Genomic DNA, 17,153 nt, shown 5'->3' with positions numbered 1-17,153 from the left:
TACATAAAGCCTATAAAAAGTAGGGGATTGTTAAAAATCCCATAATAATATGAAATGTAATTGGATAAACTATTTTTTACCAAATAAGGAGCCAAGTAAGCCACGAACAAGTTTTTGTCCTGTTCTTCCTCCTAAGCTGCGAGCGACACTTTTGGCAAAAGTACCTGCAATGTCTTGTGTGAGTTTTTCTTTATGTTTTGCTATACGCTCAGCTTCTTTTTGTTGTGCTTTAGCAAGTCTCTCATATTCTTTTGAATGTTGCTTATCTTGCTCAATTTTTTCTAATTGCTGTTGTTGTTCTGTAATTTTAATTTGTAGTTTTTCAAAAGCGCTTTCACGATCAATATTTTGCTCATAAATACCATAAATGATGCTTTTGTGGATGATGTACTGTCGTTCTTCTATGGTTAATGGGTTAAAGGAAGAGTGGGGAGGTATAATCCAAGCACGCTCCACAATTTGAGGTATACCTTGTTCATCTAAACAGCTAATAAGTGCTTCACCTACAGCAAGTTCCGTAATTACTTGTTCAATATTAAGGTTGGGATTTACTCTGAAAGTATTTGCTGCCGCTTTAACTGCTTTTTGATCTTTAGGAGTGAAAGCACGTAAAGCATGTTGAATACGATTTCCTAACTGACCAAGAATATTTTCAGGTAAGTCGAGTGGATTTTGAGTGATAAAATAAATGCCAATACCTTTTGAGCGAATTAAACGAACAACTTGTTCAATTTTTTCTTGTAGGGCAGCGCTTGTGTTATTAAAAAGTAAATGGGCTTCATCAAAGAAAAAGACAAGCTTGGGTTTTTCTAAGTCACCAACTTCGGGAAGTTGTTCGAAAAGTTCTGCAAGCATCCAAAGTAAAAAAGTGGCGTAAAGCTTAGGAGTGTGCATTAGTTTATCTGCAGCGAGTAAATTAATTACACCACGACCATCTGAATCTGTTTGGATAAAATCTAAAATATTTAATCCAGGTTCTCCAAAAAATAAATCACCACCTTGATCGGCAAGAGCGAGTAAATTACGTTGAATAGCACCTAGGCTGGCTGGTGATAAATTTCCATAATCTTTTGTAAACAGAGATGTATTTTCACTAATATAACTTAGCATGGCTTTTAGATCTTTGAAATCAAGTAAGAGTAAGCCTTGGTCATCTGCAATACGAAATACAGCGGAAAGAACACCTTCTTGAGTATCATTCAAATTTAAAATTCGAGAGAGGAGAATCGGACCGATTTCTGAAATGGTTGTTCGAATAGGATGTCCTTGCTCAGTAAATAAATCCCAAAATACAACGGGGAATGCGCTGAAAGGAATGGACTCAATATTGAGAGACTTTAGTCGCTCATTAAATTTGGGAGTATTTTCACCTGCTTTTGTGAGACTGGAAACATCACCTTTGACATCTGCAAGAAAAACGGGTACACCAAGTCGAGAAAAGCTTTCTGCTAAAACTTTTAAGGTTACAGTTTTACCTGTACCAGTTGCTCCAGCAATTAAACCATGCCGATTTGCAAATTGAGAGTGCAAAACAATATTTTGTGTCGTATCGATGCAATTTTTTCCAATGATTATTGGTGTACCCATAATGAATATTCCTTATTTGTTCTATTTATTGTTACTCAAGTAATTTTAAAGCATGTTTAATATCATTTATTAAATCTTGTGGTTCTTCTAGCCCAATACAGAAACGGACGAGTAGACCTTGTTTTAAGTGAGGGTGATTTAAAACACGCATATCTTTTAAATTATATAGCATGACTAAGCTGACAGGACCACCCCAGCTAAAACCAAGTTTAAAGAGTGTTAAGGCATCACAAAACTTACGGATATCACTTAAAGAATATTTTGAATCAAAGATGACGCTGACAAGTCCTGCACTATGACCTTCTTTGCAGATATCTTTCCAATATTTATGACCTGCGCTTTCTGAGTCTGCTGGATGTAAGACTTGAACAAATTCTTTTTGTTCTTTGAGCCACTCGAGTAGTGTTAAAGTGCTTTTAGATTGATGTTCATAGCGAAGTTTCATGGATGATAAGCTACGCTGAATTTGTGCTACGTCATCTCCTGAAACAGCAATACCTTGAATTGCATGCATACGGAACAATTTGTGATAAAATTCTTTGTTTTTAGTGACAATAGAACCCATTAAAATATCACCACCTCCACTTGGATATTTAGTTAAAGCATGAACGGTAATATCAACACTTAAGTGCTCTGAACTAAAGTCAAAAGCATTAAATGCAAGCCCAGCTCCCCAGGTATTATCAAGCACAGTTAAAATTTGAAGTTCTTTCGCTTTTTTAACTAAAGCAATTAGATTTGGAAATTCAAGTGTGACTGAACCAGCAGCTTCAAGCCAAAGTAGCGAGGCTTTTTTAGTTGGTGTAAAAGTATTAATGTCAATTGAATTGTAAACTTTAACTTCAATGCCGTAACGATCTTGTAAATTATTTAAGTGCTCCATATTTGGACCATAAATATTATCAGCAACCCATACCTCATCACCATGTTTTAAAAAGCATGAATTCACTAGATTAATCGCTGATAATCCACTTGGTGCAAGTAAGCAAAAATCACCACCTTCAATCTGAGCGATATTATCTCCTAATGTGAAAGTTGTTGGTGTGCCATGTGTGCCATAACTATAGTCATAAGGATCTGTCCAATGGCGATCAAATAGTGCATTGGTATTCTCAAAAATAATGGTGGATGCACGAAATAGAGGAGGTTGAACCGTAGAAATATATTGAGGTGCTTTTCTTGGTGCATGTATAAGTTGTGTTTGAGTGCAATTTTTCATTTTAAGCTCTATAAAATAGATAAATAAATGTAGCTTAAGAGAAAAGCGTAGAGAGTTGGTATAAAAAATATGTCTGTGTGTAAAAAAAATAATAAATTTATAAAGTTGGCTTCATTTTTGCAAAACCTAAGTTAGAGCAACAAAAATAGGTTTGAGCGCATGAAGTCGCAGTTAAAAGTGCATTATTTTCAGCATATTGCTGGTGAAGGTTTTGGAAGTTGTTATGAGTATTTAAAACAAATGAATGCGCAAATTACAGCAACGGAATTTTTTGCTTTGCCAGTAGATCAGTCATTAGATATGGAAGCTTTGCCTGATGTTACTGATGTTGATTTACTCATCATAATGGGGGGGACAATGAGTGTTAATGATGAAGTGAATTTTCCATGGTTAAAAATTGAAAAAAGATGGTTAAGACGGTATTTAGCATTAGGTAGGCCTGCTATAGGTCTTTGTTTAGGGGGGCAGCTTATTGCAAATGCACTAGGTGCTGCAGTTAGTCGAAATCCTCAGCAGGAATTGGGTTGGACAACTATACGAAAAATTAAACATGTGCCAAAAGGTTGTTTTGAGTTGCCATATGAATTTAATGTCATGCAATGGCATAGTGAAACATTTGAAATTCCTAAAGGGGCAATTCATTTGGCTGAAAATGATGTATGTCGTAACCAAATGTATCAAATAGGAAGGAATGTGCTCGGTTTTCAATTTCATCCTGAGATTACACCTGATGTATTGAATTTGTTTTTAGAAAATGATGATGAGTTGGCTGTATTTTCAGGTGAGTGTGTTCAATCACCAGAGTCTTTAAAAAATTCTAAAAAACAATATTTTATGCAGGGTAACCAAATTTTAAATCAGGCAATTGATTATGTTTTAAACCAAACGGTATCATGACTTTTCTGTTTATTCTGTAAACAGTGAAATAGGCGAAAAAAGAGATAAAAAGGGTAAAATAGGTTTGCTTATGCATTAAACAATAGTTATAATGGGAGACCCTTTAATGAAGGGGTTAACTGCGAAGAAAGTAGTTAACATCGTTACAGTCGTGGCATCGATCACGACCTTAGTGATAATTCACTGCTCTTGACACTTGCCTTATTAAGTGGGGTGAGATGCGTCAAGGGTGATTCTTTATATATTTGGCTTGGAGTTAACTGGTATGTCTAACCAGAGAATTCGTATCCGTCTTAAGTCTTTTGATCACCGTTTAATTGATCAATCTGCTCAAGAGATCGTAGAAACAGCAAAACGTACTGGCGCACAGGTTTGTGGTCCAATCCCGATGCCAACTCGCATCGAACGTTTTAACGTTTTAACATCACCACACGTTAACAAAGATGCGCGTGACCAATACGAGATCCGCACTTATAAACGTTTGATCGATATCGTTCAACCTACAGACAAAACTGTAGATGCGTTGATGAAATTAGATCTTGCAGCTGGTGTTGATGTTCAGATCGCATTGGGTTAAGGCTTTCGGGTTAATTAACACTCTAAGTTAATTAGGCCGCTTTTTTAGAGGTTTATGCACATGGCTATTGGTTTAGTCGGTCGCAAGTGCGGTATGACACGTATCTTTACAGATGCTGGTGTTTCTGTGCCTGTAACAGTGATTGAGGTTGATCCTAACCGCATCACACAAATCAAAACGCTTGAAACTGATGGTTATCAAGCGATTCAAATCACTACTGGTGAACGTCGCGAATCTCGCGTAACTAACGCTCAGAAAGGTCACTTCGCTAAAGCGGGTGTTGCTGCTGGTCGTTTAGTTCAAGAATTCCGTGTTACAGAAGCTGATCTTGAAGGTCGTGAAGTTGGCGCTACGCTAACTGTAGATTTGTTCCAAGTGGGTCAAGTTGTTGACGTAACTGGTACATCTAAAGGTAAGGGTTTCCAAGGTGGTGTTAAACGTTGGAACTTCCGTACTCAAGACGCTACTCATGGTAACTCTGTTTCTCACCGTGTTTTAGGTTCTACAGGTCAAAACCAGACTCCTGGTCGCGTGTTCAAAGGCAAAAAAATGGCTGGCCATTTAGGTGCTGAACGCGTAACTACGCAAGGTCTTGAAATCGTTGCTATCGACACTGAACGTTCAGTTCTAGTTGTTAAAGGTGCGGTTCCAGGCGCTACTGGTGGTGACGTAACTGTTCGTCCTACGATCAAGGCCTGAGGGGAAATAACGTGAATTTAAATACTGTTTCCGGCTCTGCTGTTGAATTATCAGAAGTTGCGTTCGGTCGTGAATTTAATGAAGCTCTTGTACACCAAGTTGTTACAGCTTATTTAGCTGGTGGTCGTCAAGGTTCTAAAGCTCAAAAATCACGTGCAGACGTATCTGGTGGTGGTAAAAAACCATTCCGTCAAAAAGGTACTGGCCGCGCTCGTGCTGGTTCTATTCGTAGCCCAATCTGGGTTGGCGGTGGTAAAACTTTTGCTGCTCGTCCACAAGACTGGTCTCAAAAAGTAAACCGTAAAATGTATCGCGGTGCTATGCAATGCATCTTAGCTGAACTTGTTCGTCAAGATCGCTTAGTTTTAGTTGAAGAGTTTGCTGTTGCAGCTCCAAAAACTAAAGAATTGCTTGCAAAACTTAACGACTTGAATGCTACTCGTGCATTGATCGTTACTGATGCTGTTGATGAAAACTTGTATCTTGCTGCTCGTAACCTTCCACATGTGGATGTTGTTGATGCTGCTGCAATCGATCCTGTTAGCTTGATCGCGTTCGACAAAGTTGTTATGTCTGTAGCTGCTGCTAAGAAAATTGAGGTAGAACTCGGATGAACAACGAACGTTTATATCAAGTCCTGCAAGGACCTGTTTTCTCAGAAAAAGCACAAGTTTTAGGTGAAACTGCTGGTGTTCAAGTTTTTAAAGTTGCATTAAATGCAAATAAACTTGAAATCAAAAAAGCTGTTGAACAATTATTTGGTGTAGAAGTTGTTAAAGTTAACACGACTATCACTAAAGGTAAGACTAAGCGCTTTGGTAAAACATTAGGACGTCGTTCTGATGTTAAAAAAGCATACGTCACCCTGAAAGCTGGCCAAGATGTTGAAATGGCTGACTTGGGCGATACCGCTGAAAGCGCAGCGGAATAAGGACGAAATTTATGCCGATTCAAAAATGTAAGCCAACGTCTCCAGGACGTCGCTTTGTAGAGAAAGTGGTTCATGACCATCTTCACAAAGGCGCGCCTTATGCACCGTTGGTAGAAGCTAAAAAACGTACTGGTGGTCGTAATAATAACGGTCACATTACTACTCGTCACGTTGGTGGTGGTCATAAGCAACACTACCGTATCGTTGACTTCAAACGTAACAAAGATGGCATTCCAGCTGTAGTTGAGCGTATTGAATACGATCCTAACCGTACTTCACATATCGCACTTGTGTTGTATGCTGACGGTGAGCGTCGTTATATTATTGCGCCTAAAGGCCTTCGTGCTGGTGATAAAGTACAATCTGGTAACGATGCTCCAATTCGTCCAGGTAACTGCTTACCACTTCGTAATGTGCCAATCGGTTCTACTCTTCACAACATCGAGCTTAAAATCGGTAAAGGCGCACAATTAGTACGTTCAGCTGGTACTTCTGCTCAATTGTTGGGTCGTGACGGTTCTTACGCAATTATTCGTCTGCGTTCAGGCGAAATGCGTAAAGTGCATGTTGAATGTCGCGCAGTTTTGGGTGAAGTTTCTAACTCAGAAAGCAACCTACGTTCGTTGGGTAAAGCTGGTGCTTCACGCTGGCGTGGTGTTCGTCCTACCGTACGTGGTATGGCGATGAACCCAGTTGACCATCCACATGGTGGTGGTGAAGGGCGTAACAAAGGTATTCAACCTGTAAGCCCATGGGGTCAAAAAGCTAAAGGGTACAAGACACGTACCAACAAGCGTACGACTAAGATGATTATTCGCGACCGTCGCGTTAAGTAACAAGTAAAGGAATCTGACAATGCCTCGTTCTCTGAAAAAAGGCCCATTCGTCGATGCGCACTTGTTCGCTAAGGTTGAAGCGGCTATCGCGGCTAATAACCGTAAGCCGATCAAAACTTGGTCGCGTCGTTCGATGATCCTCCCGGATTTTGTTGGTTTAACAATTTCTGTACACAATGGCCGTAACCACGTACCTGTGATCGTTTCTGAACACATGGTTGGTCACAAGCTTGGTGAATTTGCACCAACTCGTACTTACCGCGGTCACGGTGTTGACAAGAAATCTAAACGTTAAGGTGCTATGATGGAAGTTACTGCTAAATTACGCGGTGCCGCTATCTCGGCACAAAAGGCACGTTTGGTTGCAGACCTAATCCGCGGCAAATCTGTTGCGCATGCTTTAAATATCTTAAATTTCAGCAACAAAAAAGCTGCAGTTTTAGTTAAAAAAGCTTTGGAATCTGCAATTGCAAACGCTGAACATAATAACAGTTTAGATGTTGACGATCTTAAAGTTTCTACGATCTACGTTGATGAAGGCATGAGCCTTAAACGTATTATGCCACGTGCTAAAGGCCGTGCAGATCGTATTACTAAGCGTACTTGTCACATCACCGTTAAGGTAGGGGTTTGATATGGGTCAGAAGGTTCATCCAATCGGTATCCGCCTAGGTGTTGTGAAACGTCATAACGCTAACTGGTATGCGAGTCCGAAACAATACGCTGAATACTTGCTTAAAGATTTGCAAGTTCGTGAGTTTTTAACTAAAAAACTTAAGAATGCAATGATTAGTAATATTCTTATCGAACGTCCTACAGGTGCTGCTAAAGTAACAATTAGCACTGCTCGTCCTGGTATCGTTATCGGTAAAAAAGGCGAAGACATTGAGAAATTACAGCGCGAACTTACCAACATTATGGGTGTTCCAGCGCAAGTAAGCATCAATGAAATTGATCGTCCAGATTTAGACGCTCGTTTAGTTGCTGAAGCAATTGCTTCTCAATTAGAAAAACGTGTAATGTTCCGTCGTGCAATGAAACGTGCTGTACAGAACTCTATGCGTGCTGGTGCTAAAGGTATCAAAGTTGAAGTTTCTGGTCGTTTAGGCGGTGCAGAGATTGCTCGTACTGAGTGGTATCGTGAAGGTCGTGTGCCTTTGCATACTCTTCGTGCAGACATCGACTACGCTACTATGCGTGCTGAAACTACTTACGGTACGATTGGTGTTAAAGTTTGGATTTTCCGTGGTGAGATCTTAGGTGGCATGAAACAAGTCATGAACCCTGCTCCTGCTGAAGAGCGTCCAGCTAAACGTGGTCGTGGTCGTGGTGAAGGTCAAGAGCGCCGTGGTCGTCGCAATGATCGTTCTGCTGAAAAAGGAGAATAATCCATGTTGCAACCTAAACGTACTAAATTCCGTAAAGTGCACAAAGGCCGTAACACTGGTCTAGCACATCGCGGTAGCACAGTATCTTTTGGTACTATTGCGCTTAAATCTGTTGAGCGTGGTCATATGACTGCTCGTCAAATCGAAGCTGCTCGTCGTACAATCAGCCGTCGTGTTAAACGTGGTGGTAAGATCTTTATCCGCGTATTCCCAGACAAGCCAATTACTGAAAAACCATTAGAAGTTCGTATGGGTAAAGGTAAAGGTTCAGTGGAATATTGGGTTTGTGTAATCAAGCCTGGTAAGATCTTGTACGAAATGGAAGGTGTAAACGAAGAATTAGCTCGCGAAGCATTTACGCTTGCTGCCGCTAAGCTTCCGTTTAAAACCACTATCGTGACTCGGACGGTAATGTAATGAAAACTAAAGATCTACGTGAAAAGTCGGTAGAAGAGTTGACAGCTTTGCTTGATGAGCAACAGCTTAACCAATTCCGTCTTCGTATGGCAAAAGCAACTGGTCAGTTGGGTAAATCGCATGAAGTTGCGCTTACTCGTAAGACAATTGCTCGTATTAAGACCCTCCTTACCGAAAAACAGGGGAACGGACAATGAGTGAAAATACAGTCCGCACGTTAACAGGCAAAGTAGTAAGCGACAAAATGGACAAGTCTATTGTTGTACTTATCGAACGCCGTGTTCAACACCCGTTGTATGGCAAATCAATCCGCCGTTCAACAAAATTACATGCTCATGATGAAAACAACACAGCTAAATTAGGCGATGTTGTAACAATCAAAGAAAGCCGCCCAATTTCTAAAACTAAGTCTTGGACTCTAGTTGAAGTTGTTGAAGCAGCTGCTGAGTAATTAAACGTTTTTGTTGCATCATCGGTTAAATTCGAGTACTCTTTGAGCCTTTCGAATTTGCGACCGGTGATGCTAGGTTTTGGAGTAGGGCAATGATTCAGACCGAAACTATGCTCGACGTAGCAGACAACAGTGGTGCTCGCCGCGTACAATGTATTAAAGTACTTGGTGGCTCGCATCGTCGTTATGCTTCTGTTGGCGACATTATTAAAGTTACTGTAAAAGAAGCAATTCCACGCGCACGTGTTAAAAAAGGTGACGTGATGAATGCAGTAGTTGTTCGTACAAAATTCGGCATCCGTCGTCCAGACGGCTCAGTGATTCGTTTCGACGATAACGCTGCTGTTATTTTAAACAACAACAAAGCGCCGATTGCAACTCGTATTTTCGGACCAGTGACTCGTGAACTTCGTACTGAACAGTTCATGAAAATTATTTCATTGGCTCCTGAAGTTCTATAAGAGGCAATCATGGCTAAGATTAAAAAAGACGATCAAGTAATTGTGATCGCAGGTAAAGAAAAAGGCAAACAAGGTACTGTTTTGTCTGTTTCTAATGACCGTGTTCTTGTTGAAGGCTTGAACTTGGTTAAGAAGCATCAAAAGCCGAATCGTGCAACAGGTGCTGAAGGCGCTATCGTTACACAAGAAGCTACGCTTCATATCTCAAACGTGGCAATTTTTAATGCTACAACCCAAAAGGCTGACCGTGTTGGTTACCAAGTGATTGACGGCGTGAAAACTCGCGTTTACAAATCTAATGGTGAATCAGTGGCGGTAGCGAAGTAATAGGTTGAATTAGGCTATGGCCAGACTTAAAACGCGTTACAACGACGAACTTCGTGCTAAGTTACAAGAAGAACTTAGCATTAAGAATGTGATGAATATTCCACGCATCACAAAAATTACTATCAACATGGGTGTTGGTGCGGCTTCTGCTGACAAAAAACTCCTTGATGGTGCTCTTTCTGATATGCAAGCTATTGCTGGTCAAAAACCAGTTTTAACTTTAGCTCGTAAATCAATCGCAGGTTTTAAAATCCGTGATGGTTGGCCAATTGGTTGTAAAGTTACTTTACGTGGCGAACGCATGTACGAATTCTTAGACCGTTTGATCTCTATTGCGATCCCTCGTATCCGTGACTTCCGTGGTTTCTCTGCGAAATCATTTGATGGTCGTGGTAACTATTCAATGGGTCTGAAAGAACAAATCATGTTCCCAGAAATCGATTTTGATAAAATCGATCGTATTCGTGGTATGGATATTACCATTACTACGACTGCTCGCACCGATGACGAAGGCCGTGCGCTTATGCGTGCATTCGGCTTCCCGTTCAAATAAGAGGTCGATATGGCTAAGAAAAGTATGATTAATCGCGAATTAAAACGCGAAGCTACTGTTGCTAAATACGCTGCGAAACGTGCTGAATTAAAAGCAATTATTGCAAACGTAAATGCTAGCGACGAAGAGCGTTTTGAAGCGACTTTGAAGTTACAAGCATTACCACGTAATGCATCTCCAGTACGTCTACGTAACCGTTGTGGTTTAACTGGTCGTCCTCATGGTTACTTCCGTAAGTTCGGTTTAAGCCGTAACAAATTACGTGATACAGTAATGCAAGGTGATGTACCTGGCGTTGTTAAGGCAAGCTGGTAAGGAGCACCATAAATGAGTATGCAAGATACCGTTGCCGACATGTTAACTCGTGTTCGTAACGCACAAATGGCAAAGAAACAAACTGTTTCTATGCCTAACTCTAAGTTGAAAGTTGCGATTGCTAACGTACTTCAACAAGAGGGTTACATCTCTAACGTAGAAGTTGCTGAAGTTGAAGGCAAAGCAACTTTAACAATTACGTTAAAATATTTTGAAGGCAAGCCAGTTATCGAAACTGTTAAGCGCGTAAGCCGTCCAGGTCTTCGCCAATACCGCGGTAAAGATAACCTTCCTCGCGTTAAGCAAGGTTTAGGTATTGCAATTGTTTCTACAAGCAAAGGCATCATGACTGATCGCGCTGCACGTGCTGCAGGTATCGGTGGTGAAGTTATTGCTTTTGTTTCTTAATAGGTGATTCCTCATGTCTCGTGTGGCTAAAGCCCCAGTAACTGTACCTAACGGTGTAACAGTTACTCAGAACGGCCGGCAGGTCGAAGTGAAAGGCACTAAAGGTACATTGTCTTTCAACCTGCATGCGCTGGTCGAGCTAAAACAGGAAGACGGTACTTTAGTTATTGCTCCAGTTAAAGAGTCGAAAGACGCTTGGATGCAAGCTGGTACTGCTCGCGCTGTGCTTAATAACCTTGTAAAAGGCGTAAGCGAAGGCTTCGAACGTAAGTTACAACTCATCGGTGTTGGTTATAAAGCTGCGGTTAAAGGTAATGTAATTAATCTTAACCTTGGTTTTTCTCACCCGATTGATTATAACCTTCCTGAAGGTGTAACTGCAGAAACTCCAACTGCAACTGAAATTGTTCTTAAATCAGCTGATAAAGCTCGTTTAGGTCAAGTTGCTGCAGATATCCGTGGTTACCGTCCACCAGAGCCATATAAAGGTAAAGGTGTTCGTTATTCTGACGAAGTTGTTCTTCGTAAAGAAGCTAAGAAGAAATAAGGCGCGAGGTTCTTATGAACGAAAAGAAACAATCCCGTTTGCGTCGTGCGAAAAGCACACGCTTGCACATTCGTGCATTGGGTGCGACTCGTTTGTGTGTAAACCGCACTCCGCGTCACATCTATGCTCAAGTTATCTCAGCAGATGGTGGCAAAGTTTTAGCGCAAGCTTCTACTTTGGATGCTACTTTACGTGCTGGATCAACTGGTAATGTTGAAGCAGCTCAAAAAGTAGGTGCTTTAATCGCAGAACGCGCTAAAGCAGCTGGTATTACTAAAGTTGCATTTGACCGTTCTGGTTTTAAATATCATGGTCGTATCAAAGCCTTGGCTGATGCTGCTCGTGAAAACGGCTTGGAGTTCTAATCATGGCTAAAGTTGAACAAAACGAAGGTCTTGTTGAAAAGCTGGTTGCCGTTGATCGTGTAGCCAAAGTTGTTAAGGGTGGTCGTATCTTCTCTTTCACAGCGTTGACTGTGGTTGGTGATGGTAATGGTCGTGTAGGTTTTGGTCGCGGTAAAGCGCGTGAAGTTCCAGCTGCTATTTCTAAAGCACTTGAAGCTGCTCGTCGTAACATGATTACTGTTGAACTTGTTGACGGTACTGTACAACACCCTATTAATGCTCGCCATGGTGCAAGCCGTGTTTACATGCAACCTGCTTCTGAAGGTACTGGTGTAATTGCTGGTGGTGCTATGCGTGCAGTTTTAGAAGCTGTGGGTGTACGTAACGTATTAACTAAATGTTATGGTTCTACTAATGCTGCTAACGTAGTAAACGCAACTTTCAATGGTTTGCGTGATATGACTTCTCCTGAGAAAGTCGCTGCGAAACGTGGTTTGACAGTAGAACAAATTCAAGGGTAATCAATCATGAAAACGATTAAAGTTACCCAGACTAAATCTTCATCGCATCGCTTGAAAAATCACAAGCTTAGCCTTCAAGGTTTAGGTCTGCGTCGTATTGGTCATACTGTAGAAGTGTTAGATACACCTTCTAATCGTGGTATGATCAACCAAGTCTACTATATGGTTAGTGTAGAGGAATAAGCCATGACTCTGCGTTTAAATACAATTGCACCTGCAGAAGGTGCTAAACGTGAAAACTTACGTTTAGGCCGTGGTATCGGTTCTGGCGTTGGTAAGACTGGTGGCCGTGGTGTCAAAGGTCAAAAATCACGTAAGAGCGGTGGCGTACGTCCAGGATTCGAAGGTGGTCAAACAGCGTTGTATCGTCGTTTACCTAAATTCGGTTTCACTAGCCAAATCGCTTTGAAAACTGCTGAAGTACGTTTATCTGAGCTTTCTAAAGTTGAAGGTGATATTGTTAGCCTTGAAACATTAAAAGCTGCTAACGTAGTGCGTAAAGATATGTTACGTGCACGTATCGTACTTTCTGGTGAAATTACTCGTGCTTTCACTGTTCAAGGTGTTGCATTGACTAAAGGCGCTAAAGCTGCTGTAGAAGCTGCTGGCGGCAAAGTCGAGGAGTAATCTCCAGTGTCTATGTCTCCTAGTTCTTCAGGTCATGTTCACATGATGAAAGGTCAGCCATTTCACGTGAAATATCGTGAAATAATTCGAAGAATGATGTTTCTTATCGGTGCATTGTTGGTCTTTCGACTAGGAGCGCATATTCCAGTACCGGGCATTAATAATGCAGCTCTTGAAAATTTGTTTAATGCTAACTCAGGCACAATTCTGGGTTTGTTTAACATGTTTTCAGGTGGCGCGTTAGAACGCATGTCTATACTTGCTCTTGGAATCATGCCTTACATTTCTGCGTCAATTATTGTGCAGTTAATGTCTACAGTGGTTCCTTCGCTGGAAGCTTTAAAGAAAGAAGGCGAACAAGGTAAGCGTAAGATCAATCAATATACGCGACAAGGTACATTGTTGCTTGCACTTGTGCAATCAATTGGAATGTGTGCTGGTCTTATTAGTCAAGGAATTACCTTGAGTAGTGGATTGGCGTTCTATATTCCTGCTGTAACTTCTTTGGTTGCAGGAACAATGTTTCTTATGTGGTTGGGTGAGCAAATTACTGAACGCGGAGTGGGTAATGGTATTTCCATGATCATTTTCGCAGGTATTGTTGCAGGATTGCCAAATTTAGTTTTGCAATCATTTACATCTATAGATAATGGTCAGTCTAGTCTTATTGGATTAGCTGTATTCGCTGTTTTATCTTTAGCTGTATTAGCAGCAATTGTATTTATTGAGAAGGCGCAGCGTCGAATTCCAGTAAACTATGCTCAAAAACAACAAGGTCGTCGTGTATTTACAGCACAACAAACACATTTGCCTTTAAAGATTAATATGGCAGGTGTAATCCCAGCAATTTTTGCAAGTTCATTGTTATTGTTCCCAGCGAGCTTAGGTCAATGGGTGGGAAGTGCTGATCCTGATGCAGGATTTGTCAAGCGTAGCCTACAAGATTTAGCATTAGTTCTATCGCCTGGACAGCCGTTGTATTTGGTGCTCTTTGGTGCGTTAATTATCTTTTTCTGTTATTTCTATACTGCGCTAGTATTTAGCCCTAAAGAAGTATCAGAGAACTTGAAACGCAGCGGAGCTTATGTGCCTGGGATACGTCCAGGTGAGCAAACTGCTCGTTACTTAGATCATATTCTCAATCGTTTGACATTTATTGGCGCGATTTATATTACAGTGGTTTGCTTGATGCCAATGATTCTTCAAAGTTCATTTGGTATTCCATTCTCTTTGGGTGGAACATCATTGCTTATCGTTGTAGTTGTTGTAATGGACTTTATGGCTCAGCTTCAAGCTCATTTGACCTCGCACCAATACGATAATCAAACATTAATGAGAAAAACGACTGCTCATCCTAAGGGATAAGCGCACTTAGAGGTTTCATCATGAAAGTACAAGCTTCTGTAAAGAAAATTTGTGGTAGCTGTAAAGTTATCCGTCGTAATGGGGTTATTCGCGTAATTTGTAGCGCTGAACCTCGTCATAAGCAGCGTCAAGGTTAATCTAATTAAGACCTGTTGATTTCAGTAGGCGAATTAGGTTATTATCCGCCCCTCAAGATTTTTGTGGGGCGGTTGATTATCTCTACTGCCTTTTTGGAGAAATTTGAATGGCTCGTATTGCCGGTGTAAACATTCCGGATAACAAGCATGCTGTTATCTCTCTCACGTACATTTTTGGTATTGGTCGTCACACATCTAAGAATATCTTAGCTGCTGTTGGCATTGCACCAACTACTAAAATTCGTGAATTAGATGATGCTCAGCTTGATGCGATTCGTGCTGAGGTTGCTAAGGTTCCTACCGAAGGTGACTTACGTCGCGAAATTTCCATGAACATTAAACGTTTAATGGATTTAGGCTGCTACCGCGGTCTTCGTCATCGTCGCAGCTTGCCTGTTCGTGGACAACGCACCAAAACTAACGCACGTACCCGTAAAGGTCCGCGCAAACCTATTAAGAAATAAGATTTCTGGAAGCTAAAAGATGGCTAAAGATACTCGCACACGCAAGAAGGTCACTCGTACCGTCTCTGAAGGTGTTGCACACATTCACGCTTCTTTTAATAACACCATTGTAACGATCACTGATCGTCAAGGTAATGCATTGGCTTGGGCTACTTCAGGTGGACAAGGCTTCCGTGGATCACGTAAATCAACTCCGTTTGCTGCTCAGGTAGCTGCTGAAGTTGCTGGTAAAGCAGCTCAGGATTACGGTTTGAAAAACTTGGACGTCCTTGTTAAAGGTCCTGGTCCAGGTCGTGAGTCTGCGGTTCGTGCATTAGGTGCAGTGGGTTATAAAATTAACAGCATTACCGATGTGACGCCAATTCCTCACAACGGTTGCCGTCCACCTAAAAAACGTCGCGTGTAAGGAGAAACATTCATGGCTCGTTATATTGGTCCAAAATGCAAACTCTCTCGCCGCGAAGGGACAGACCTGCAATTAAAATCTGGCGTTAAACCATTTGACGTTAAGACTAAAAAACATGCTAAAGCTCCTGGCCAACATGGCGGGGCTCGTGGTGGTAAACAATCAGAGTATTCACTACAATTACGTGAAAAACAAAAAGTACGTCGTATGTACGGTGTTTTAGAACGTCAATTTAGTAACTACTATAAAGAAGCTGCTCGTGTTAAAGGCGCAACAGGTGAAAACTTGTTGAAATTGCTTGAAAGCCGCCTAGATAACGTTGTTTATCGCATGGGTTTTGGTTCTACACGTGCAGAAGCTCGTCAGCTTGTATCTCACCGTTCAATCACTTTAAATGGTCGTCGTGTTAACATCGCGTCTATCCAAGTTAAAGCTGGTGACGTGATTGCAGTTCACGAAGGTGCTAAAACTCAATTACGTATTAAAAACGCAATTGAATTAGCTGCTCAACGTGGTATTCCTTCTTGGATGGAAGTTGACCATTCTAAATTTGAAGGTACGTTTAAAGCTGCACCAGATCGTTCTGATTTACCTGCTGAAATCAACGAAAGCTTGATTGTAGAATTGTATTCTAAATAATCCTTGAGGTAGCAATATGACGCGTACTGCAAATGAGTTTCTAACTCCGCAAGCGATCAAGGTCGAAGCGGTTAGCGGGACCTCGGCAAAAGTTATTCTAGAACCATTAGAGCGTGGCTTTGGTCATACTCTTGGTAATGCTTTACGTCGCATCCTTCTTTCTTCTTTGCCTGGCGCTGCTGTGGTTGAAGTTGAAATTGAGGGTGTTGAGCACGAGTACAGTACTTTGGAAGGCTTGCAGCAGGACATCGTCGAGCTCTTGCTGAACCTGAAAGGATTGTCTATTAAGCTGTTCGATCAAAATGAAGCTTATTTAACATTAGAGAAAGAAGGTGCTGGTGACGTAACTGCTGCCGACCTTCGTTTGCCTCATAATGTTGAAGTGGTTAATCCTGAACACTTGATCGGTACTTTAAGTGCTTCTGGCTCATTAAAAATGCGCTTGAAAGTTGCTCAAGGCCGTGGTTATGAGACATCTGATTCACGCTTCCCTGAAGGCGAAACTCGCCCTGTAGGTCGTTTGCAATTAGATGCTTCTTATAGCCCAATCAAACGTGTGTCTTACACAGTTGAAAATGCTCGTGTAGAACAACGTACTGACCTTGATAAACTGATCATTGATCTTGAAACTAACGGAACTGTTGATCCAGAAGAAGCAATCCGCAAAGCGGCAACTATTTTGCAACAACAAATTGCAATTTTTGTTGATCTTCAGAAAGATCAAGCTCCTGTAGCTCAAGAGCCTCGTGAAGAAGTTGACCCAATTTTGCTTCGTCCAGTAGATGATCTAGAGCTTACTGTTCGTTCTGCTAACTGTTTGAAAGCAGAAAATATTTACTACATTGGTGATCTAGTACAGCGTACTGAGGTTGAGTTACTTAAAACTCCTAACCTTGGTAAAAATCGCTTACAGAGATCAAAGATGTTCTGGCTTCTAAGGGCTTACAGCTCGGCATGCGTTTAGAGAACTGGCCACCAGCTAGTCTCCGTATGGACGATCGATTCGCCTATCGTAGCCGTTAATTAAGTAGGACTAT

28 protein-coding genes and 2 pseudogenes are annotated in these 17,153 nt (G+C 41.3%); 28 read left to right on the top strand and 2 right to left on the bottom strand.

Going from position 1 to position 17,153, the window contains the following annotated elements; genetic code table 11:
- Positions 1-69 precede the first annotated feature (69 nt).
- Together AOY20_RS02375 and AOY20_RS02370 are read right to left on the bottom strand one after the other, a co-directional pair.
- Positions 70-1,587, bottom strand: a complete 1,518-nt coding sequence (locus AOY20_RS02375) for a helicase HerA-like domain-containing protein (RefSeq protein WP_054580381.1) — start codon at positions 1,585-1,587, stop codon at positions 70-72.
- 31 nt (positions 1,588-1,618) lie between these two features.
- Positions 1,619-2,806, bottom strand: coding sequence for a PLP-dependent transferase (locus AOY20_RS02370; protein ID WP_054580380.1), 1,188 nt, complete (start codon positions 2,804-2,806; stop codon positions 1,619-1,621).
- 159 nt (positions 2,807-2,965) lie between these two features.
- On the opposite strand from AOY20_RS02370, the gene AOY20_RS02365 reads away from it, so the two are divergent.
- The 28 genes and pseudogenes from AOY20_RS02365 (at position 2,966) to AOY20_RS02230 (ending at position 17,139) form a co-directional block, all read left to right on the top strand.
- Positions 2,966-3,703 carry a type 1 glutamine amidotransferase gene (locus tag AOY20_RS02365; RefSeq protein ID WP_054580379.1) on the top strand — a complete coding sequence of 246 codons (738 nt, stop codon included), beginning with the start codon at positions 2,966-2,968 and terminating at the stop codon, positions 3,701-3,703.
- 265 nt (positions 3,704-3,968) lie between these two features.
- On the top strand, positions 3,969-4,280 hold the full coding sequence (gene rpsJ, locus AOY20_RS02360) for a 30S ribosomal protein S10 (RefSeq protein ID WP_000070912.1): 312 nt from the start codon (positions 3,969-3,971) through the stop codon (positions 4,278-4,280).
- Between the two features lie 60 nt (positions 4,281-4,340).
- Positions 4,341-4,979 carry a 50S ribosomal protein L3 gene (gene rplC, locus AOY20_RS02355; RefSeq protein WP_054580378.1) on the top strand — a complete coding sequence of 213 codons (639 nt, stop codon included), beginning with the start codon at positions 4,341-4,343 and terminating at the stop codon, positions 4,977-4,979.
- 11 nt (positions 4,980-4,990) lie between these two features.
- The gene (gene rplD, locus AOY20_RS02350; RefSeq protein ID WP_035265093.1) at positions 4,991-5,593 is read left to right on the top strand and encodes a 50S ribosomal protein L4; all 603 of its coding nucleotides are present in this window, start codon (positions 4,991-4,993) and stop codon (positions 5,591-5,593) included.
- The gene (gene rplW / locus AOY20_RS02345) at positions 5,590-5,910 is read left to right on the top strand and encodes a 50S ribosomal protein L23 (RefSeq protein WP_054580377.1); all 321 of its coding nucleotides are present in this window, start codon (positions 5,590-5,592) and stop codon (positions 5,908-5,910) included. Before rplD ends, rplW begins: the two co-directional genes overlap by 4 nt.
- Before the next feature lie 11 nt (positions 5,911-5,921).
- A complete protein-coding gene (gene rplB / locus AOY20_RS02340; RefSeq protein WP_054580376.1) occupies positions 5,922-6,746 on the top strand; it encodes a 50S ribosomal protein L2 in 825 nt (274 codons plus the stop codon).
- 19 nt (positions 6,747-6,765) lie between these two features.
- Complete coding sequence (rpsS, locus tag AOY20_RS02335; RefSeq protein WP_004281508.1) at positions 6,766-7,041, top strand: 30S ribosomal protein S19; 276 nt, start codon at positions 6,766-6,768, stop codon at positions 7,039-7,041.
- 9 nt (positions 7,042-7,050) lie between these two features.
- Entirely contained in the window at positions 7,051-7,380 is a 330-nt protein-coding gene (rplV, locus tag AOY20_RS02330; protein ID WP_001982638.1) for a 50S ribosomal protein L22, read from the top strand.
- A 1-nt stretch (position 7,381) separates the two neighbouring features.
- Positions 7,382-8,198 (top strand): annotated as a pseudogene (gene rpsC, locus AOY20_RS02325) (30S ribosomal protein S3).
- Positions 8,138-8,551, top strand: a complete 414-nt coding sequence (gene rplP, locus AOY20_RS02320; protein ID WP_054580374.1) for a 50S ribosomal protein L16 — start codon at positions 8,138-8,140, stop codon at positions 8,549-8,551. The pseudogene rpsC and the gene rplP overlap by 61 nt, the downstream one beginning before the upstream one ends.
- Complete coding sequence (rpmC, locus tag AOY20_RS02315; protein ID WP_004650482.1) at positions 8,551-8,748, top strand: 50S ribosomal protein L29; 198 nt, start codon at positions 8,551-8,553, stop codon at positions 8,746-8,748. The genes rplP and rpmC overlap by 1 nt, the downstream gene beginning before the upstream one ends.
- The gene (rpsQ, locus tag AOY20_RS02310) at positions 8,745-9,002 is read left to right on the top strand and encodes a 30S ribosomal protein S17 (RefSeq protein WP_054580373.1); all 258 of its coding nucleotides are present in this window, start codon (positions 8,745-8,747) and stop codon (positions 9,000-9,002) included. Before rpmC ends, rpsQ begins: the two co-directional genes overlap by 4 nt.
- Positions 9,003-9,094: 92 nt before the next feature.
- Positions 9,095-9,463, top strand: a complete 369-nt coding sequence (rplN, locus tag AOY20_RS02305; protein WP_001982634.1) for a 50S ribosomal protein L14 — start codon at positions 9,095-9,097, stop codon at positions 9,461-9,463.
- A gap of 9 nt (positions 9,464-9,472) precedes the next feature.
- A complete protein-coding gene (rplX, locus tag AOY20_RS02300) occupies positions 9,473-9,790 on the top strand; it encodes a 50S ribosomal protein L24 (protein WP_054580372.1) in 318 nt (105 codons plus the stop codon).
- A gap of 16 nt (positions 9,791-9,806) precedes the next feature.
- On the top strand, positions 9,807-10,343 hold the full coding sequence (gene rplE / locus AOY20_RS02295) for a 50S ribosomal protein L5 (RefSeq protein ID WP_054580371.1): 537 nt from the start codon (positions 9,807-9,809) through the stop codon (positions 10,341-10,343).
- A gap of 9 nt (positions 10,344-10,352) precedes the next feature.
- Positions 10,353-10,658: a 30S ribosomal protein S14 gene (rpsN, locus tag AOY20_RS02290; RefSeq protein ID WP_054580370.1), complete on the top strand. Its 306-nt coding sequence runs from the start codon at positions 10,353-10,355 to the stop codon at positions 10,656-10,658.
- 12 nt (positions 10,659-10,670) lie between these two features.
- Positions 10,671-11,066: a 30S ribosomal protein S8 gene (rpsH, locus tag AOY20_RS02285; RefSeq protein ID WP_054580369.1), complete on the top strand. Its 396-nt coding sequence runs from the start codon at positions 10,671-10,673 to the stop codon at positions 11,064-11,066.
- Between the two features lie 13 nt (positions 11,067-11,079).
- On the top strand, positions 11,080-11,613 hold the full coding sequence (gene rplF / locus AOY20_RS02280) for a 50S ribosomal protein L6 (protein WP_054580368.1): 534 nt from the start codon (positions 11,080-11,082) through the stop codon (positions 11,611-11,613).
- 14 nt (positions 11,614-11,627) lie between these two features.
- On the top strand, positions 11,628-11,978 hold the full coding sequence (rplR, locus tag AOY20_RS02275; RefSeq protein WP_054580367.1) for a 50S ribosomal protein L18: 351 nt from the start codon (positions 11,628-11,630) through the stop codon (positions 11,976-11,978).
- A gap of 2 nt (positions 11,979-11,980) precedes the next feature.
- Positions 11,981-12,478 (top strand): 30S ribosomal protein S5, encoded by a 498-nt coding sequence (gene rpsE, locus AOY20_RS02270; protein WP_054580366.1) that lies wholly within the window; start codon positions 11,981-11,983, stop codon positions 12,476-12,478.
- 6 nt (positions 12,479-12,484) lie between these two features.
- Complete coding sequence (rpmD, locus tag AOY20_RS02265; RefSeq protein ID WP_054580365.1) at positions 12,485-12,661, top strand: 50S ribosomal protein L30; 177 nt, start codon at positions 12,485-12,487, stop codon at positions 12,659-12,661.
- Positions 12,662-12,664: 3 nt separating this feature from the next.
- The gene (gene rplO, locus AOY20_RS02260; RefSeq protein ID WP_054580364.1) at positions 12,665-13,105 is read left to right on the top strand and encodes a 50S ribosomal protein L15; all 441 of its coding nucleotides are present in this window, start codon (positions 12,665-12,667) and stop codon (positions 13,103-13,105) included.
- 45 nt (positions 13,106-13,150) lie between these two features.
- A complete protein-coding gene (secY, locus tag AOY20_RS02255) occupies positions 13,151-14,470 on the top strand; it encodes a preprotein translocase subunit SecY (protein WP_171250432.1) in 1,320 nt (439 codons plus the stop codon).
- Between the two features lie 20 nt (positions 14,471-14,490).
- Positions 14,491-14,607, top strand: a complete 117-nt coding sequence (gene rpmJ / locus AOY20_RS02250) for a 50S ribosomal protein L36 (RefSeq protein ID WP_000867907.1) — start codon at positions 14,491-14,493, stop codon at positions 14,605-14,607.
- 107 nt (positions 14,608-14,714) lie between these two features.
- The gene (rpsM, locus tag AOY20_RS02245; protein WP_004985363.1) at positions 14,715-15,071 is read left to right on the top strand and encodes a 30S ribosomal protein S13; all 357 of its coding nucleotides are present in this window, start codon (positions 14,715-14,717) and stop codon (positions 15,069-15,071) included.
- A 19-nt stretch (positions 15,072-15,090) separates the two neighbouring features.
- Positions 15,091-15,477, top strand: a complete 387-nt coding sequence (gene rpsK / locus AOY20_RS02240; protein WP_054580362.1) for a 30S ribosomal protein S11 — start codon at positions 15,091-15,093, stop codon at positions 15,475-15,477.
- A 12-nt stretch (positions 15,478-15,489) separates the two neighbouring features.
- The gene (gene rpsD / locus AOY20_RS02235; RefSeq protein ID WP_054580361.1) at positions 15,490-16,116 is read left to right on the top strand and encodes a 30S ribosomal protein S4; all 627 of its coding nucleotides are present in this window, start codon (positions 15,490-15,492) and stop codon (positions 16,114-16,116) included.
- A gap of 16 nt (positions 16,117-16,132) precedes the next feature.
- Positions 16,133-17,139 (top strand): annotated as a pseudogene (locus AOY20_RS02230) (DNA-directed RNA polymerase subunit alpha).
- The last annotated feature ends 14 nt before the right edge of the window (positions 17,140-17,153 follow it).

The sequence above is a fragment of the Acinetobacter equi genome (assembly GCF_001307195.1).
GTDB lineage: Bacteria > Pseudomonadota > Gammaproteobacteria > Pseudomonadales > Moraxellaceae > Acinetobacter > Acinetobacter equi.
Note: the sequence above shows the minus strand (reverse complement) of the source record. Positions and strands in the feature narration are given on the sequence as shown.

Bases quoted from the DNA above. Each gene is read 5' to 3' on its own strand.
- rpsN (WP_054580370.1), top strand. From the start codon at position 10,353: ATGGCTAAGAAAAGTATGATTAATCGCGAATTAAAACGCGAAGCTACT.
- rplO (WP_054580364.1), top strand. From the start codon at position 12,665: ATGACTCTGCGTTTAAATACAATTGCACCTGCAGAAGGTGCTAAACGT.
- rplB (WP_054580376.1), top strand. From the start codon at position 5,922: ATGCCGATTCAAAAATGTAAGCCAACGTCTCCAGGACGTCGCTTTGTA.
- rplX (WP_054580372.1), top strand. From the start codon at position 9,473: ATGGCTAAGATTAAAAAAGACGATCAAGTAATTGTGATCGCAGGTAAA.
- rplP (WP_054580374.1), top strand. From the start codon at position 8,138: ATGTTGCAACCTAAACGTACTAAATTCCGTAAAGTGCACAAAGGCCGT.
- rpmC (WP_004650482.1), top strand. From the start codon at position 8,551: ATGAAAACTAAAGATCTACGTGAAAAGTCGGTAGAAGAGTTGACAGCT.
- rpsS (WP_004281508.1), top strand. From the start codon at position 6,766: ATGCCTCGTTCTCTGAAAAAAGGCCCATTCGTCGATGCGCACTTGTTC.
- rplR (WP_054580367.1), top strand. From the start codon at position 11,628: ATGAACGAAAAGAAACAATCCCGTTTGCGTCGTGCGAAAAGCACACGC.
- rpsD (WP_054580361.1), top strand. From the start codon at position 15,490: ATGGCTCGTTATATTGGTCCAAAATGCAAACTCTCTCGCCGCGAAGGG.
- AOY20_RS02370 (WP_054580380.1), bottom strand. From the start codon at position 2,806: ATGAAAAATTGCACTCAAACACAACTTATACATGCACCAAGAAAAGCA.
- rpsQ (WP_054580373.1), top strand. From the start codon at position 8,745: ATGAGTGAAAATACAGTCCGCACGTTAACAGGCAAAGTAGTAAGCGAC.
- rplC (WP_054580378.1), top strand. From the start codon at position 4,341: ATGGCTATTGGTTTAGTCGGTCGCAAGTGCGGTATGACACGTATCTTT.
- rpsE (WP_054580366.1), top strand. From the start codon at position 11,981: ATGGCTAAAGTTGAACAAAACGAAGGTCTTGTTGAAAAGCTGGTTGCC.
- AOY20_RS02365 (WP_054580379.1), top strand. From the start codon at position 2,966: ATGAAGTCGCAGTTAAAAGTGCATTATTTTCAGCATATTGCTGGTGAA.
- rplE (WP_054580371.1), top strand. From the start codon at position 9,807: ATGGCCAGACTTAAAACGCGTTACAACGACGAACTTCGTGCTAAGTTA.
- rpsK (WP_054580362.1), top strand. From the start codon at position 15,091: ATGGCTAAAGATACTCGCACACGCAAGAAGGTCACTCGTACCGTCTCT.
- rpmD (WP_054580365.1), top strand. From the start codon at position 12,485: ATGAAAACGATTAAAGTTACCCAGACTAAATCTTCATCGCATCGCTTG.
- rpsM (WP_004985363.1), top strand. From the start codon at position 14,715: ATGGCTCGTATTGCCGGTGTAAACATTCCGGATAACAAGCATGCTGTT.
- rpsJ (WP_000070912.1), top strand. From the start codon at position 3,969: ATGTCTAACCAGAGAATTCGTATCCGTCTTAAGTCTTTTGATCACCGT.
- AOY20_RS02375 (WP_054580381.1), bottom strand. From the start codon at position 1,587: ATGGGTACACCAATAATCATTGGAAAAAATTGCATCGATACGACACAA.
- rplN (WP_001982634.1), top strand. From the start codon at position 9,095: ATGATTCAGACCGAAACTATGCTCGACGTAGCAGACAACAGTGGTGCT.
- rplV (WP_001982638.1), top strand. From the start codon at position 7,051: ATGGAAGTTACTGCTAAATTACGCGGTGCCGCTATCTCGGCACAAAAG.
- rplW (WP_054580377.1), top strand. From the start codon at position 5,590: ATGAACAACGAACGTTTATATCAAGTCCTGCAAGGACCTGTTTTCTCA.
- secY (WP_171250432.1), top strand. From the start codon at position 13,151: ATGAAAGGTCAGCCATTTCACGTGAAATATCGTGAAATAATTCGAAGA.
- rpmJ (WP_000867907.1), top strand. From the start codon at position 14,491: ATGAAAGTACAAGCTTCTGTAAAGAAAATTTGTGGTAGCTGTAAAGTT.
- rpsH (WP_054580369.1), top strand. From the start codon at position 10,671: ATGAGTATGCAAGATACCGTTGCCGACATGTTAACTCGTGTTCGTAAC.
- rplF (WP_054580368.1), top strand. From the start codon at position 11,080: ATGTCTCGTGTGGCTAAAGCCCCAGTAACTGTACCTAACGGTGTAACA.